This window comes from Jiella pacifica, assembly GCF_010500815.1.
Classification (GTDB): Bacteria; Pseudomonadota; Alphaproteobacteria; order Rhizobiales; family Rhizobiaceae; genus Jiella; species Jiella pacifica.
Genome location: NZ_JAAAMG010000013.1, coordinates 16,714 through 32,377, shown reverse-complemented (window position 1 = coordinate 32,377; position 15,664 = coordinate 16,714). Strand labels below are relative to the sequence as shown.

Annotated in this window: 16 protein-coding genes and 1 tRNA gene; 5 read left to right on the top strand and 12 right to left on the bottom strand. The window is 66.8% G+C overall.

Features of this window, described 5'->3' with window-relative positions; translation table 11 throughout:
* Positions 1–4 precede the first annotated feature (4 nt).
* From GTK09_RS15900 to GTK09_RS15870, 7 genes are all read right to left on the bottom strand, one after another.
* Positions 5–403, bottom strand: a complete 399-nt coding sequence (locus GTK09_RS15900; RefSeq protein WP_163464278.1) for a 5-carboxymethyl-2-hydroxymuconate Delta-isomerase — start codon at positions 401–403, stop codon at positions 5–7.
* A gap of 78 nt (positions 404–481) precedes the next feature.
* A complete protein-coding gene (locus tag GTK09_RS15895) occupies positions 482–1,237 on the bottom strand; it encodes an ABC transporter ATP-binding protein (RefSeq protein WP_163464276.1) in 756 nt (251 codons plus the stop codon).
* Positions 1,234–3,006: a branched-chain amino acid ABC transporter ATP-binding protein/permease gene (locus GTK09_RS15890; RefSeq protein WP_163464274.1), complete on the bottom strand. Its 1,773-nt coding sequence runs from the start codon at positions 3,004–3,006 to the stop codon at positions 1,234–1,236. Before GTK09_RS15890 ends, GTK09_RS15895 begins: the two co-directional genes overlap by 4 nt.
* Entirely contained in the window at positions 3,003–4,043 is a 1,041-nt protein-coding gene (locus GTK09_RS15885; protein WP_163464272.1) for a branched-chain amino acid ABC transporter permease, read from the bottom strand. The genes GTK09_RS15890 and GTK09_RS15885 overlap by 4 nt, the downstream gene beginning before the upstream one ends.
* A gap of 283 nt (positions 4,044–4,326) precedes the next feature.
* The gene (locus GTK09_RS15880) at positions 4,327–5,478 is read right to left on the bottom strand and encodes an ABC transporter substrate-binding protein (RefSeq protein ID WP_163464270.1); all 1,152 of its coding nucleotides are present in this window, start codon (positions 5,476–5,478) and stop codon (positions 4,327–4,329) included.
* Positions 5,479–5,570: 92 nt separating this feature from the next.
* Entirely contained in the window at positions 5,571–6,074 is a 504-nt protein-coding gene (gene hpaR / locus GTK09_RS15875; RefSeq protein WP_163464268.1) for a homoprotocatechuate degradation operon regulator HpaR, read from the bottom strand.
* Complete coding sequence (locus tag GTK09_RS15870; RefSeq protein ID WP_163464266.1) at positions 6,071–7,018, bottom strand: LysR family transcriptional regulator; 948 nt, start codon at positions 7,016–7,018, stop codon at positions 6,071–6,073. The genes hpaR and GTK09_RS15870 overlap by 4 nt, the downstream gene beginning before the upstream one ends.
* A gap of 142 nt (positions 7,019–7,160) precedes the next feature.
* On the opposite strand from GTK09_RS15870, the gene GTK09_RS15865 reads away from it, so the two are divergent.
* Both GTK09_RS15865 and GTK09_RS15860 read left to right on the top strand, forming a co-directional pair.
* The gene (locus GTK09_RS15865) at positions 7,161–8,345 is read left to right on the top strand and encodes a cytochrome P450 (protein ID WP_163464264.1); all 1,185 of its coding nucleotides are present in this window, start codon (positions 7,161–7,163) and stop codon (positions 8,343–8,345) included.
* A gap of 210 nt (positions 8,346–8,555) precedes the next feature.
* Complete coding sequence (locus GTK09_RS15860) at positions 8,556–8,870, top strand: 2Fe-2S iron-sulfur cluster-binding protein (RefSeq protein ID WP_163464262.1); 315 nt, start codon at positions 8,556–8,558, stop codon at positions 8,868–8,870.
* 260 nt (positions 8,871–9,130) lie between these two features.
* Here the strand turns inward: GTK09_RS15860 and GTK09_RS15855 are convergent.
* Together GTK09_RS15855 and GTK09_RS27205 are read right to left on the bottom strand one after the other, a co-directional pair.
* Positions 9,131–9,205: transfer RNA gene (locus GTK09_RS15855), tRNA-Glu, on the bottom strand.
* Positions 9,206–9,392: 187 nt separating this feature from the next.
* Positions 9,393–9,779, bottom strand: a complete 387-nt coding sequence (locus tag GTK09_RS27205; protein ID WP_203561071.1) for a fimbrial protein — start codon at positions 9,777–9,779, stop codon at positions 9,393–9,395.
* A gap of 91 nt (positions 9,780–9,870) precedes the next feature.
* On the opposite strand from GTK09_RS27205, the gene GTK09_RS15845 reads away from it, so the two are divergent.
* Together GTK09_RS15845 and rpoH are read left to right on the top strand one after the other, a co-directional pair.
* Complete coding sequence (locus GTK09_RS15845) at positions 9,871–10,896, top strand: RluA family pseudouridine synthase (protein WP_163464260.1); 1,026 nt, start codon at positions 9,871–9,873, stop codon at positions 10,894–10,896.
* Between the two features lie 248 nt (positions 10,897–11,144).
* Positions 11,145–12,047: an RNA polymerase sigma factor RpoH gene (rpoH, locus tag GTK09_RS15840; RefSeq protein ID WP_163464258.1), complete on the top strand. Its 903-nt coding sequence runs from the start codon at positions 11,145–11,147 to the stop codon at positions 12,045–12,047.
* Positions 12,048–12,177: 130 nt separating this feature from the next.
* On the opposite strand, the gene GTK09_RS15835 is transcribed toward rpoH, so the two are convergent.
* Positions 12,178–13,203 (bottom strand): DUF2125 domain-containing protein, encoded by a 1,026-nt coding sequence (locus GTK09_RS15835; protein ID WP_163464256.1) that lies wholly within the window; start codon positions 13,201–13,203, stop codon positions 12,178–12,180.
* Between the two features lie 171 nt (positions 13,204–13,374).
* Between GTK09_RS15835 and GTK09_RS15830 the strand changes: the two genes are divergently transcribed.
* On the top strand, positions 13,375–13,887 hold the full coding sequence (locus GTK09_RS15830) for a gamma-glutamylcyclotransferase (RefSeq protein WP_163464239.1): 513 nt from the start codon (positions 13,375–13,377) through the stop codon (positions 13,885–13,887).
* Here the strand turns inward: GTK09_RS15830 and GTK09_RS15825 are convergent.
* On the bottom strand, positions 13,863–14,660 hold the full coding sequence (locus GTK09_RS15825; RefSeq protein ID WP_163464237.1) for a lysophospholipid acyltransferase family protein: 798 nt from the start codon (positions 14,658–14,660) through the stop codon (positions 13,863–13,865). The genes GTK09_RS15830 and GTK09_RS15825 overlap by 25 nt on opposite strands.
* A gap of 123 nt (positions 14,661–14,783) precedes the next feature.
* A complete protein-coding gene (locus GTK09_RS15820; RefSeq protein WP_163464235.1) occupies positions 14,784–15,506 on the bottom strand; it encodes a YdcF family protein in 723 nt (240 codons plus the stop codon).
* Positions 15,507–15,664 lie beyond the last annotated feature (158 nt).

Below are 15,664 nucleotides of genomic sequence, written 5' to 3'. Positions count from 1 at the left end.
TTCTTCAGCCTTCCCGAGCCGGCGTCCGCAGCCGGGCATGCATGGCGTTCTTCTTCCAGCTGAGAGCCGGATCGATCTCCCGCACTTCCAGCGACAGCGCGAAATGCGGCTCGGCAAAGAGCGGCTTCAGCCGCCGCTCCGCCGCAGAGAACAGGGCCTCGCCGATGCGCTTCTTATCTTCGCCGCTGCGCCCTGCCCCCATGCGCAGGCTCATGTCGAGAAAGGCGTTTTCGGGCCGTTCGTCGGCGATGGCATAGGCCTCGCAGGCGATCGCCCGGACACGCACCGCACCGATCTCGAACAGCCCGGTCTCAAGCAGGGCATCCTTCAACTCGGCGCAGAGCGCCTGAAGATCGGCTCGCTGCGAGAGATTGGCCGAATGTTCGATGGTGAGGTGAGGCATGGAAGTCGTACCGTCCATTTGTTAACGTGTTAATTATATGCACGCAGCTTCGTCAAGGGCAAAATCCGATGCGCCTCATCAGGCCGCCGCCTCGCCTTTGCCGAAGCCGAGATAGGTCTGGATCAGGCGCTCGTCGGCAAGCAGCGTCGCGGCATCGCCCTCCATGGCGATGCGCCCCTGTTCGAGCACGTAGCCGTAGTCGGCGATCCGCAGGACCGCCCGGGCGTTCTGCTCGACGATGAGGATGGAGACGCCGCTTCGGCGAAGCTCGGAAACCGTTTCCAACACCTCGGCAACGATCAGCGGAGCGAGGCCGAGGCTCGGTTCGTCGAGCATCAGAAGCTGCGGCCGGGCCATCAGGGCTCTGGCAATGGCGAGCATCTGGCGTTCGCCGCCGGACAACGTCCCGGCCGTCTGGTGCCGCCGCTCCTTCAGCCGCGGAAAGCGCTGATAGCCGGCTTCGAGATCGGCTTCGACGGCACCTTTCGGCTCGTGCCGCCGCGAATAGGCGCCCAGCGCCAGATTGTCGGCGACGCTCATTTCGGCAAACAGCTCGCGCTTTTCCGAAACGAGGCAGAGGCCCCGCCGCAGCCGGTCTTCCACCGGCATCGCTGCGACGTCGCGGCCGTCGAGCGTCGCCTGGCCCTTCGATGGCAACAGCCCCATGAGGGCGTTGAGAAGCGTGGACTTGCCGGCGCCGTTCGGACCGATAACCGAAACGATGGCGCCCCTCGGCACGTCGAGCGAGATGCCTCCGACGGCCTCGACGGGCCCATAGGAGACGTGGAGATCTCGCACGCAAAGCAGCGGCGTGTCTGGCGATGTTCCACTCATGCGGCCACTCCGAGATAGGCTTCCTGGACGGCGACGTCGTTCTGGACGTGGGTGGGGGCGCCTTCGGAGATCTTCTGGCCGAAGGAGATGACCACCAGGCGGTCGACGAGGTTCATGACGAAATTCATGTCGTGCTCGACGACGAGGACGGCGACGCCCTCCTCGCCGAGCTTCGACAGGAGAGCGGCGAGCTCCTGCTTCTCACGGTAGCGCAGGCCCGCCGCCGGCTCGTCGAGGAGAAGCAGCGCCGGATCGGCGGCGAGCGCCCGGGCGATTTCCAGGATGCGCTGCTGGCCGAGGGCGAGGCTGCCGGCCGGCTCGTGAGCGAGATGGGCGAGCCCCACGCGGTCGAGCTGGCGCATCGCTTCTGCGAGCAGCCTCTCCTCCTCGCGGCGGTCGAGGCGAAGCAGCGCCGAGAGATAGCCGCGGGTCGAGCGCAGATGGGCGCCGACGGCGACGTTTTCGAGCGCCGACATGTCGGAGCGCAGGAGGACGTGCTGGAAGCTGCGCGCCACGCCCAGCCGGGCGATCTTGCGCGAGGCCATGCGCTCAATGCGCTCGCCGGCGAAACTGATCGTGCCGGCGGTGGCCGGGCTGATGCCGGTCAAGAGATTGAACAGGGTCGACTTGCCGGCACCATTCGGGCCGATGAGCCCGAGGATCTCGCCGGCCTTGAGGTCGAACGAGACATCGTTCACCGCGATCAACCCGCCGAAGCGCTTGGTGACGCCCGCGACCGTCAGAAGCTCCGTTCCGCGCTCCGGCTTCGGTCGGGACGAGAAAGGCGCGATGGCGCGGGCCCGATCGAGATCCATCCACGGCCGGCCGCGCGGCGGCAACAGCCGCAGCAGCCAAGGCATGACCCCTCGCGGCGCGGTCTGCAGCAGGACCACCATGACGAGGCCCAGCATGACGATCTCGGTGGCGCCGCCGCTGCCGACCAGTTCAGGCGCGAGCCGCTGCAGGCCGTCGCGCAAAAGCGTCATCAGCCCGGCGCCGATCACCGCGCCGAACAGATGAGCCGAGCCGCCGATCACCGTCATGAAGAGATATTCGATGCTGGCGTTGAGGCCGAAAGGAGTCGCGTTCACGAACTGGATGAGGTGGGCGTAGAGCCAGCCGGTGAGTGCGGCGAGCACCGCGGCATGGACGAAGATGACGAGGCGTAGCCGCGCCGTGTCGACGCCGAAGGCCTCCAGCATTACTCGGCGCCCCCGCAGGCAGCGCACGGCGCGCCCGTCGCGCGAGGCGAGAACATTGGCGACGGTGAGGAGCGACAGCGCGACGGCGGCGACGATCAGCCAGGTATAGGCGGGACCGGAAGGCTCCCAGCCGAAGAGCGAGATCGGCGGGACGGCCGGAATGCCGTCATGGCCGCCGAGGGCCGCGACGTTGCCGACGAGAAAATACAGGCTGAGGCTCCAGGCGATGGTCGAGAGTGGCAGGTAGTGGCCGGAAAGCCGCAGCGTCACCGCCCCGATGACGAGGGCGAAGAACGCGCCGGCGAACAGCGCCACCGGCAGCGCCAGCACCGGCGAGAGGCCTGCCGCCGTCGTCAGCCAGGCGGTGGTATAGGCGCCGACGCCGACGAAACTCGCCTGGCCGAAGGAGGTCAGCCCGCCGATGCCGGTGAGGAGCACGAGACCGACGACGACGATGGCGGCAAGGCCGATGAAGTTCATCAGCGTCAGGCCGTAGGCCGAAAGGACGGCGGGCAGGACGAGGACGATGGCCGTGAAGACCAGAAGGGCGATCCTGCGGGTGCTCATTCCTCGTCCTCCTCGACATGGGTGGAACGCAGCGACCGCCAGAGCAGGATCGGGATGATCAGCGCAAAGACGATCGCATCCTTGTAGAGGCTGGCGAAGAAGGACGAGTAGCTCTCGAACAGGCCGAGCAGCACGGCGCCGAGGGCCGCCAGCGGATAGGAGGCGAGGCCGGCGAAGATCGCGGCGATGAAGCCCTTCAGGCCGATCAGGAAGCCGGTGTCGTAATAGACCGTGGTGATCGGCGCGACGAGGATGCCGCAGAGGGCCCCGGCAAAGCCCGCGAGCAGGAAGACGAGCCGCGCCGCCTGTTCGGTGCGGATGCCGACGAGCCGGGCGCCGACACGGTTGAAGGCGGTCGCCCGCAGCGCCTTGCCGGAGAGCGTGCGGCCGAAATAAAGCGCCATCGCAATGATCGCGACGATCGCCACCGCAACGACCACCATCGCCTGGGCCGAGACCGGCACGCCGAACACGGGAAAGCGGCCGGCGATCAGCGGCGGCGTGCGCACCCCCTCCGGCCCGAAAGCCAAGAGTCCGCAGCCGAGCAGCACGAAATGCACCGCCATGGCGACGATCAGCGAGTGCAGCACCGTCGCATCGCCGAGCGGCCGGAAGGCGACGCGGTAGATCAGCGGCCCCATCGGCACGACGATCAGAAGCACGAGGACGATGTTCCAGAGAAAACCGAAGCCGGCACCGGCGGTGGCGAAGGTCAATGCGGCGACGGCGAGCGGCACGAGACCGTAGGCGGCCATCGCCCGAAGCCGCGAGGTGGAACGGTCGCCGCGCAGGTAGCCGAAGCCTTCGAGCCCGGCGGCCAGCAGGCCGAGGGCGACGATGAGCCAGATCGAGCCCGGCGCCGTCCCCTGCTGCAGGCTCGCGAGCGACAGTGAGGAATAGGTGACGATCTCGCCCTGGGGGATGAAGATGATGCGCGTGACGGAAAAGACCATCACCAGTGCGAGCGCGATCAGCGCATAGATCGCGCCGTTGGTCAGCCCGTCCTGGGCGAGCAGCGCGCCGATGAGATAGGACATGGTCGATCCCCTGGAGGCGGAAGCATGGCGCCCGGGGCCGCCGCTGCTCGCGCATCCAACATGGCGAGAATGATGTGTTTCGAACGGACCCGGCCGTAGGGCCAGGCGAGCAGGCGGATCTCCAGGATCTTGCGGCTCAGGCACCCCCAGCCGCAGGCCAGGCGCCGCAATACCTGCCCCGTTTCGGCGATACCGCCTACCGCGTGGCCGGGCGAAGCCCGGCGCGGCGGGAAGACGCTTCACCCCCGGCGAGCCGCCGGCGTGAAGAAAGCCAGCGCCGAGGCTATTCCAGCGGCACGTAGACCCACTTGCCGTCCTCGATCCTGACGAGGGATTCGGCGCGCAGATCGGTGCCGTTGTGATCGGTCGGGCTCATGTTGAAGACGCCTTGCGCGCCGACCAGCTCCTTCTGGCTCTCGAGCGCCGCGCGGAGCGCCTGACGGAACTCGGGCGTGCCGGGCTCGGCCTCCTGCTTGGCCTCGGCCGCGGCCGCAGCGACGAGCTTGAAGCCGTCCCAGATGGTCGCGCCGAACAGGTTGCGCGTACCCTCGCCGTATTTGCCCTCATAGGCGGCGATGTATTTCAGCGCTTCGGGCTTGACTGGATTTTCCTCGGGCAACTGCTCAGCGACGAGGACCGGCGAGACCGCCAGCATTACGCCGTTCATGGCATCGCCGCCGACGCGCAGCACATCCGGATTGGCCATGCCCTGGTTGATGTAGATGTCGCCTTCGTAGCCGAGATTGCGCAACTCCAGGATCGGCGCAACGCCCGGCGTGCCGGAGGCGCCGATGATCACGGCGTCGGGATTGGCCGACAGGGTCGACAAGGCCTGCGCCGTCACGCTGGCGTCGCGCGGCGAGAAGCGCTCGTCGGAAACCACCTCGATGCCGCGCTTCTCGGCTTCCTTCTTGAAGGCGCCGATGAAGCTGTCGCCGAAGGCGTCGTTGAAGCCGATGAAGCCGACGGTCTCGTCGCCCGCCTTCTGCATGCTGCCATAGACGTAGTGGGCCATAGAGGACTCCTGCGGCGCCAGCTTGAAGGCCCACTTCTTCGGGCCCTCCACGGGGCTGGCGATCACTGCCGAGCCGGCGGCCGAGATGAACACCGTTTCCCCCTTGGCCATCGCCTCCAGAATGGCCAGCGAGGTGGGCGTTACCGACGGCCCGAGCACGACGTCGACCTTGTTCTCCTCGATCAGCTTGGCGGCGGCGCGAACGGCGGCCGACGGATCGCTGGCATCGTCGACGATCGTGTAGCTCACCGGCTCGCCGTCGATCTCCCGCGGCAGGACGTCGATCGTCTGCTTTTCCGGGATGCCGAGCGAGGCGGCGGGGCCGGTCAGGGACAGGATGGCGCCGATCTTGATCTCGGCATTCGCGGCGGTCGAGGCGAGAAGCCCGGCTGCGAGCGTGGCGAGGGCGAATGTGCGCATGCTTCCTCCCGATGATTGGCAACCGAGCCCTCCCGGCCCGGCGACGCGCAGTTAGTTAACATGTTCATATTTCTTCCGCAACCGATCCCTGCCTATTTCGGCTCGATCGGCTCCTTCAGCACCTCCTCCAGCTCCTTCAGCATCGCCTGCAGCAGCTGCAGCCTCTCGGCCCCGAACCGCCGGGTGATTTCCGCGTAGATCGCCTCGGAATGCTGGCCGGCCCGCTCGACCAGATCGCGCCCGGTTGGGCTGATCGCGACCATGCCGCGCCTCAGATCCTCCGCAACGCTCGACCGCTCGATCAGACCTCGAGCCTCGAGATCGCGGATGATCCGCGACAGCGAAGGCGGCAGCAGGAACGTCGCCGAGGCCAGATTCATCGTGCCGATGCTTTCGACCGTCGTCAGCGCACGCAGGACACGCCATTGCTGTTCGGTCAGATCGAAATGGCGAAGGCCGGGGCGGAAATGGCCCATCACCGCCTCGCGCGCGCGCAGCAGCGACATCGGCAGCGAGCGGGAGAAATCGCGCAATCGGCCGCGGCTGGTCTGCGCCGCCCGGGACGAGGCGACGGCCTCGTCTGAGGCTCTCTTCATGCCTCGGTTCCTTTTCGGCTGGGGTTTGCAAGAAAGGTTTCGAAATCCGTCAGTTCGCGCCGACAGTGGCTGCGAAAGGCCTCGGCCCTGCGGCTGAGGCGCACGTTCAGCGGCCAAGCGAGGACGACGCCGAAATCCCGCGACTGTTCGGCGACGGGCCGCCAGACGACGTGGGCACCGTCATGAGTGACGTCGGCGGCCGGGTGATGCAACAAGACGGAATAGCCGAGTTCGGCGCCGACGAAGGAGCGGACCAACTCGAAGTTCGCCGTTCTGCGGCCGATGCGCGGCGAGATGCCGGCATGGGCGAAGATGCCCAAGGTGTTCGCCCCCGCCGGAGCGGCGTCGTAGAGGATGAAGGGCTCGTCGGCCAGATCGTGCAGCGACACCGCCTGCCGTCCGGCGAGCCAGTGGGCGGCGGGCAGCACGACGTGCGGACGAATGCGGTACAGCGTGTCGCGGGCGAAGCGATCGCTGAGACAATGTTCGTAGACGATGGAAAGCTCGGTGCGCCCCTCCTCGAGTTCGGCGAGAAGCGTTTCGTGCCGGTCGTCCCGCAGATCGACGGCGATGGCGGGATGGGCGTCCTGGAAGCCGCGCAGGAGTCTGGCCGCCAGAAACGGCGAGAGCGTCGACACGCAGCCGACGGCCAGAGATCCGGCGGGCTCGAGCTCCCAGCGCTCGGCCAGCGACTGCAGATCGGCGGCAGAATCGAGGACGGTGCGGACCTGGCCGACCAGATTGGCGCCCGCCTGGGTCAGCCGCGCGCCGACCGCACGCTGGCGGTGCAGCAACACCGTGCCCAGTTCCCGCTCCAACTCGTTCAAGGCCTGGGTCAGCGCCGTCGGTGAGACGTTCAACTCTTCGGCCGCCGCCCGCACGGAGCCGCGCTCGGCGACGGCGAGAAAATAGGTCAGCTGTCTCAGCGAAAACCGGACGTTCACGCGCTTGCTCAATTAAACTGAGTTTAGAGTTCGATAAATCCCATTTTACGAGTGATAGGGATAGTTATTATGTTAAGCAAGCCGCCGCCACGGGCGTTTCGATGCGCCTGGCAGGACGGGAGACAACGGTTGGGAGGCCGCCATGGATACGATATCCCGGGATTTTGCCGCTGCGATCGCGCTGGAGGATCTCTGGAACGATCCCTACCCGACCTACGAGCGACTGCGGAACGAAGCGCCCGTGGCCTTCGTGCCGGCCGCCAACCGCTACCTCGTCACCCGCCATGCCGACATCGTCGAACTGGAGCGCAAGCCGGAGATCTTCAGCGCCCATGAGGCGAACTCCCTGATGATCCGGGTGATGGGCCACACGATGATCCGCAAGGACGGGGCCGCCCATCGCCGCGAGCGCCTCGCCTGCGAGCCGGCGCTGCGGCCGGGTGTCGTGAAGAACAAGTGGGTGCCGACCTTCCAGGCGATCGTCGACGCGTTGATCGATGGCTTCGAGAAGGACGGCATGGTCGACCTGTTCGATCGCTTCGCCGGTCCTTGCGCCTCGCTGTCGCTGATCGCCATGCTCGGCCTCAAGGACGTCGACCAGAAGGACCTGCGCATCTGGTCCCAGGCGATGATGGACGCGACCGGCAACTATGCCGACGATGCGGAGGTCTGGCGCCGTTCGGACGAGGCGGCGGCCGGCGTCGACGCCGCGCTCGACGTCGCCATCCCCTATCTTCAGGCCAACCCGGACGAGTCGCTGATTTCCTGCATGCTGCATGCCGACGATCCGCTGTCGCGCGAGGAGATCGCCGCCAACGTCAAGGTGATCATCGGAGGCGGTCTGAACGAGCCGCGCGACGCCATCGCCACGGGCGCATACGCCCTCCTCGCCGATGACGAGCAGCGCCGACTCGTCGAGGCCGATCCGGCCCTCTGGCGCAAGGTCTTCGAGGAAACCGTGCGTTGGGTCTCGCCGATCGGCATGTATCCGCGCCAGACGGCGGTCGACACCGAGCTTGCGGGCATCCCCCTTCCGGCCGGATCACGCATCGGCGTCGTCCTCGCCGCGGGCAATCGCGACGAGACGGTCTTCCAAAATCCCGATCGATTCGACATCAACCGGCCCAAGGCGCCGCACATCGCATTCGGCGGCGGCCCGCATTTCTGCCTCGGCGCCTGGGCGGCCCGGGCGCAGGTCGGCGAAATCGCCCTGCCGACGCTCTTTTCGCGGCTGAAGAACCTGCGCCTCGACGAGAGTGAGCCCGTGCGTTTCGGCGGCTGGGTGTTCCGCGGCCCGCTGAACCTGCCCGCCCGCTGGGATGCCTGAACGTCGGGGTGCGATCGCACGGCCCCGGTCTCCCGGTTGTCCGGCGATCGGCAAGCGCCAGCCTTGGCCTGCCGATCACGACCACCTCATCAAAGCCGACCCCGATGGTGGCGGGCACGGCGGAGGCGTGGGCGAGAATCTGCGAACCGGCGTCACGACGACTGTCCAGGCGTCTTGGCCCATCAAATCCTTCCGTCGAGGAGAAGCATCATGCCCACGATCACCTTCGTCGAAGCCGACGGCACCGAACGCACCGTCGTGGCTGCCGAAGGAACGAGCCTGATGCAGGCGGGCGTCGCCAACGACATCTCAGGCATCGTCGGAGAGTGCGGCGGCTCGCGCATGTGCGCGACCTGCCACGTGGTCCTCGACCTCGCCGATTTGCCCCGGCTCCCACCGATTTCCGAGGGAGAGGAAGAGATGCTCGAATTCGGCACCTCCGAACGCTTCGAGGGAAGCCGTCTGGGCTGCCAGATCCCGGTCACTGACGCATTGGATGGGCTGAAGGTTCGCGTGCCGGGATAGCGCTTCGCTCGCGCCTGCTCTTTCACCTACGCCGTCACGACCGAGGTCGATTGCCGGCACACTCCGGGAACCGCCGACTTCGAGCTATCCATCAGCTTCGACGAATCACGGGGGTGCCACACGGATCGCTGGCTCGGGCGACGCGGTGCGAAGCGGCCTGTCTGGAAAATTCTGGCAGACGTCGTGCAAGCCCGCTCATGTCCCTAGCGAGCATGCCGCCTGCCGGCTGCTTATCTTCAGTGTCTTCGTCTGAAGAGAATTGGTACGCCCAAGGGGAATCGAACCCCTGTTTGCGCCGTGAGAGGGCGCCGTCCTAACCGCTAGACGATGGGCGCGTCGCGCATTGTTCTGCGCTGATGCCGGGTCTCTTAGAGGCTCCAGCCGACGAACGCAAGGGCTTTTTCGTCAGAGCGTGAAGTGACCGACCTTCACCCCCGACACCATCGCCGATGCTCCCCGCAGTGGCAGCCATACCCCACGACCGGCCGTCGCGGCGTAGGCTGTCAAGCAGTCAAGCGGCCGTCAGCGCGAGGCCGCGTTTTCAAGATCGACCCGCGTCGCGCCTTTTCGGCCGACGTCGAGGCGCTTGACGATGGCGCCATCGGAAAGGGAGACAACATACAGGCGGTCGATGCCGCCCGCCCGGGTGTGGATCAGCGCCCGGTCGCCATCGAGGCCGGTGTCGACGATCTCTTCGTCGGCCGGTAGTTCGACGCTCACCGTCGGCGCGCCGACGCCCTTTGTCTGCGGCAACGTCTTGTAGACAACGACGCCGAGCACCGCCATAACGCCGATCAGCATGATGCCGATCGAGACCGCGAGAAGCCGGACCATCTTGCGCCGCAGACGCTCCGCTGCCGGATCGAGCGGCTTTTCGTCCTCTTCCCTCTCCTGTCCGGCCGGCCCCATGATGCTTCCTCTCTCGATCACATTTCGTCCGGCGTCCGCCGTCGGGACGGGACCGGCAAAGGTTCAGGCTGCTCCTACAAGGCTTTAAACCATGCAGACAAGACGCTTCAGCGTGGAAGCCGCCGACGAAGGCGAACGGCTCGACGTCTTCCTGGCGCGGGCTCTGGAAGGCGAATTGTCGCGAAGCCGCATCAAGGTGCTGATCGAGGGCGGCCATGCCAGGGTCGCAGACCGTCCCGCAAGCGGTGCGAAGCAGAAACTGTCTGCCGGCGACGGCGTCGAACTCGCCCTGCCGCTGCCGGAAGACCCCGAACCGAGGCCGCAGGACATCGCGCTCGACATCCGCTACGAGGACGAATGGCTCCTGGTCATCGACAAACCGGCCGGCCTCGTCGTCCATCCGGGCGCCGGCAATCCGGATGGCACGCTGGTGAACGCCCTGCTCGCTCATTGCGGGCCGAGCCTGACCGGCATTGGCGGCGTCCGCCGCCCGGGCATCGTCCATCGCCTCGACAAGGATACCAGTGGCCTTCTCGTCGTCGCCAAGACAGAACGCGCCCATCGCGACCTGTCGGAACAGTTCGCCGCCCATGGTCGCGACGGTAGGCTCCGACGCGCTTATCTCGCCGTCGTGTGGGGCGAGCCACGCCCGCCGGCAGGGACGGTCGACGCCGCCCTCGGCCGCTCGGCGGCGAACCGGATCAAGCGGGCGGTGGTGCCGGCCGGACGGGCCGACGCCCGCCATGCGGTCACCCACTACGAAACGCTCGCCGCCGGGAGGGCAGCGGCCGAGGCCTCGCTCCTCACCTGCCGACTCGAGACCGGTCGCACCCATCAGATCCGCGTCCACATGGCCCATCTCGGCCATCCGCTCGTCGCCGACCCGCTTTACGGCGCGGGGGTGAAGACCAAAGCGGCAAAGCTCGAAGCCGAGGCGAGAGCCGTCGTCGAGACACTGGGCCGGCAGGCTCTCCATGCTGCCGAACTCGGCTTCTGCCATCCCGAGAACGCCCGCCCGCTGTCGTTCCGCTCGCCGCTTCCCGGCGACATGCGGGCGCTCTGCGAGGTCCTCTGCATCGACGCTCCCGAAATCGTGACAAAGCGGTCCGACGGGTGACCTGTCGGCGTTCTGGACACCGGAGGTGGTCTGTCCGATCAAGATACCGGGGCATGAGCGGGAACATCGGCCACCCCATGACCGTAAACCCAGGATGAAATGTCGTTCATAGTCGTGATGGAAACGATGCAATCGACAGCGATCGTCACCATATGCCGAATTGGGTGTGTGCGAGTTGGCGACAGCAGCTCGCATACCGGCCGGCTTCCAGGTCGAAGCGGCCGAACTCAAATGATGGAGGGCGCATAATGGCCCAGATGAATCTTCCGACCATCTCTTCTGGCGATGGCGGACTGACCCGTTATCTCGAGGAGATCCGGCGGTTTCCGATGCTGGAGCCGCAGGAAGAATACATGCTTGCCAAACGCTATGCCGAGCATGACGACCGGCATGCGGCGCATCGTCTCGTCACCAGCCATTTAAGGCTCGTTGCCAAGATCGCAATGGGTTACCGCGGGTATGGCCTGCCGATCGGCGAGGTCATCTCCGAGGGCAATGTCGGCTTGATGCAGGCGGTGAAGCGCTTCGATGCCGAGCGGGGCTTCCGCCTGGCGACCTATGCGATGTGGTGGATCAAGGCCTCGATCCAGGAATACATCCTGCGCTCCTGGAGCCTGGTGAAGATGGGAACCACCGCCAACCAGAAGCGGCTGTTCTTCAACCTTCGCAAGATGAAGAGCAAGATCCAGGCGCTCGACGAAGGCGACCTGAAGCCCGACCAGGTCAAGCAGATCGCCACCACCCTCGGCGTCTCCGACGAGGAGGTGATCTCGATGAACCGGCGCCTGTCCGGCGACGCCTCGCTCAACGCGCCGATCCGCGCGACGGAAGGCGAATCGGGCGAGTGGCAGGATTGGCTGGTCGACAACTCGGACTCGCAGGAAGACGTCCTCGTCCGCCAGGACGAGTTCGACCAGCGGCGCGGCATGCTGCGCTCGGCCATGGGCGTCCTCAACGATCGCGAGCGCCGGATCTTCGAGGCACGCCGCCTCGCCGAGGAGCCTCTGACGCTCGAGGCGTTGTCGGGCGAGTTCGACATCTCGCGCGAGCGTGTGCGGCAGATCGAGGTCAGGGCCTTCGAAAAGGTTCAGAAGGCAGTTCGCGACAAGGCGGCGGCGGCCAACGAGGCGCTGACGCCCGTCCACGCCTGACGGCCCGGACCGGATGGCCGGAGACGAGCGAAGCCGGGGCAGATGCCCCGGCTTTTTCGTGTGCGGACTTCGATGCAGCCATCGCCGGCTGGCCGCCTCGGCGGCGGGTTCGCCGGAGCCGAAAGCCGTTTCAGCGCAGCGACGGCAGCTTGCCGATCGGAAAGATGCCGATGGCGAGAATCCCGTTTCGCGCCTTCAACTCGATCACGGTGCGACCGTCGGACCTGCGCCCCGCCATCGGCAGAGCCGAGGCGATGCCGCTGGCGATGTCCTTCAGGTTCGGCGCGACGGAGGTGACGAGTTCGGCGATCTTTTCCGCGTCGGCGATCGCCAGCTGGAAGGTACCGGACACGCGCCCCTCGTCGTCGAAGGAGAAGTCGCCGCTGAGCTCGGCGTTGGCGGTGTCCATTTCCACGAGCAGGGACCGCAGCGACACGTTTCGCCCGGCGAAGAGTTCCCTGCCCGTCTGGCCTCGCGCGGCACCGGAAAGCCAGTTGCCGGCACCCTCGATCGTCAGATCCGTGCTCGCTTCGAGCGGCGGCAGGTCCGGGGCCCCGGGGAAGGTCAGCTTGCCGCCCTTCATCAGGGTGAAGATGTCGAGATCGTCGTCCCGGCGCCGCGCATGGGCCTCGCTGTGGGCCGCCTCGACGATCGGCTGGGCCTCGCCCTCCGTGGCCGCAAGGGTGGCGACGCGCGGCTCCTCGGTGACGAAGGAGAAGCGATCGAGGCCTTCGGTCCAGAAGGTCGCCGAGACCTGGGCCAATGCCCAGCGGAGGTCGAGCGGCGGAAAGGACGAACCGTCGACCCTCAACGGGCCGTCCATTTCGCCGACGATGCGGTTCGGCCGATAGATCTGCGCGGCGGTGCGCACGGCCCCGCCCACGGCCTCGAACGGCCTGTCGCCGCCCCTTGCGATCGAGAGCGAATCGCAATGAAAGCCGATCCGGAACGGAAACCCGAAGACCTCGCGGTTCGGGCAGGCGATCTCGGTCCCCCGCGCCCGCGCCTGCTCGATCGCCCGGGTCAATTCGCCATCGAGGCGGCCGGCGAGATAGAACCAGGCGCCGCTCAGCCCGGCGGCGAGAAGCACAATGACGAGCACGACGCCGATGAGCGCACGGCGCGCATTGGAGGGACTGTCGCTTGACGGAGCCATCCCGTTATCCTCTTAGAGCATGAAGCCGAAGGCACCGGGAGGTTCCCGGCGCCGGCACGTGTCGCCAAGCCGTCAGACCACCATCGCGGCGCGATGCCGCGCATCGGGCCGCGTCCTGCAAATGGCGGAGCCGGGCGGTCGGAACAGGAGATGCGGGGCGATCTGAGGCCAATGAACGATTTCTGGGTGTTCGGTTACGGTTCGCTGATCTGGCGTCCCGGTTTTGACTATGTGGAAAGCACAAAAGCAAGACTGGCCGGTTATCACCGGGCCCTCTGCGTCCATTCGCATGTCCATCGTGGGACGCCGGAACGCCCGGGCCTCGTCTTCGGGCTGGACCGCGGCGGCTCCTGCGTCGGCATGGCCTTTCGGGTCGAGGGCGCGAGATGGGAGGCGACCATCGACTATCTGAGGGGCCGCGAACTGGTGACCCACGTCTATCGCGAGAGCATCCTGCCGGTCCGCGCGATGGATGGCCGCCGCATAGAAGCGGTCACCTATGTCGTCGACCGTGGCCATCCCCAATATGCCGGCAAGATCGACGTCGCCAGCGCAGCGGCGATCGTCGCCCGCAGCCATGGCCAGTCCGGCCCGAACGTCGACTATGTCAGGAACGCCTTCGAACACATCGCCGCCATGGGCCTGAAGGATCGCTGGCTTCAGGACGTGGTCTCGCGGCTGTGAGCGGGCTCGCCCGGCGCAGTCATGTCCGGCGCGGGACGGCCTCCGGCGTCGTCCTTCCAGCCGCCCTCGCGCATCAGCTCGCGCGAACGCGTCTCGATCGCCTCGCGCAGGGCGCCGATGAAATGCGGTCGATCGAGCCCCGGCTGGATGACCGGTAGAAAATCGGCCCGAATGGTGCCCGGTCGCTTGATGAAGCTGTTGCGGGGCCAGTAGAGGCCGGAATTGATGGCGACCGGAACCACCGGCAGGCCCAGCGCCTCGTAGAGGCGGAAGACTCCCTGGCGATAATCGACCTCGGCGCCCGGCTTCGTCCGGGTGCCCTCGGGAAAGATGATGATCCGCCGGCCCGAGGCGACGGCCTCCGCGGCTGCTTCCATCATCTTCGGGATGGCGTTGCCGCGCCTGCCGCGGTCGACCGGGATCATCTTCATGTGCCGGGCGAAGCTGCCGAACAGCGGAATGGAGAGCAGTTCCTTCTTCAGGATGAAGGTCGGCCGCTCGACGACGGTCAGAAGCGACAGGATCTCCCAGACCGACTGGTGCTTGGAGGCGACGATCGCCCCGCCCTCGGGCAGATGTTCGAGACCGGTGAGGTCGGAGCGCGCGCCGGCGACGTGCTTCAGCAGCCACAGACTGGAGCGGGCCCAGTTCCGCACGATCCACCAGCCGGTTTCCTCGCTCGCGAAGAAGAACACCGGCGACCAGAACAGGAGCTGGAGCGTGAGATTGCCGTAGAAGACGACATTGAACGCGAGGGAACGCAGCAGCGTCATGGCAGCCATCCGAGCTCGAAGGTTGTGCGCCCGTTCCGGCGCGCGACGCGTTCATAGGACCGATCGCCGGCGAGGCAAAGGTCGCTCGTGCGGTTCTCGCCCGCGCCAGCCGGAATGGGGTCGCTATCGCCGATCGAGGCTCGCCACGTATGGGCCGGTGTCGGCGTCCTGCGGGGCCATGCCGAGGAAGCCCCTGATCCGCGTCGCGACGAACTTGCCGTATTCGGTCATCAGGAGCCTGAGCCCCGAACCGGTGGGAAGGCTGTCGCGGCTCCACAGATCGTCGCGCCGCACGGCAACCGGGGTGATCGAGCGGATGCCGGAGATCCGGTCGAATTCGAGCAGCGAGCGCGGCATGTGATAGTCGCTGGTGACGAGAATGAGGTCCTGGTAGCCACGGCGTTCCGCCCAGCGGCCTGCCATCTCGGCGTTGCCCACCGTGTCGGCGGCGACGTAGTCGATGTCGACGCAGCAATCGAACCAAGCCTTGTCGGTCTTCGTCAGCCGCGCCAGCGTCGCGGCACTGGTGCCGGGATGGACGCCGCTGATCAAGAGCCGCCGCCCTCGCCCGCTGCGCAGAAGGTCGAGCCCATAGTCGAGTCGCAGCGCCCCACCCGTCAGGACGACGATCGCATCGGCGTCGGCGCGCGGCAGCGGCTTGGACAGCCGGTCGACCTCCTCGGTGAACCGCCAGAAGCCGCCGATGAGATAGCCGGCAAAACCCGCGACGAGCAGCGTCGCCGCCAGCCGCTTGCGCCAGCGGGGCGCCGCGGGCCGCAGATCCTCGCCGCCCTGCCCCTCGGAGCGGCCGGACCGGTCAAAGCGTGGGTCGATGACGATCGTCATCCAATCTCCGCGTCGGCGCGCATGACGGCTATCATCCGCAACCGATCTTTCTTCCGGCGATCAAGAAAACAACATGGCATCGCCCGGACGCGATTTCCATCCCGCTGCGAGACTGACCGTTTCGTCAGCAACCAGAGCCTCCTTTTGCGATCGGACTC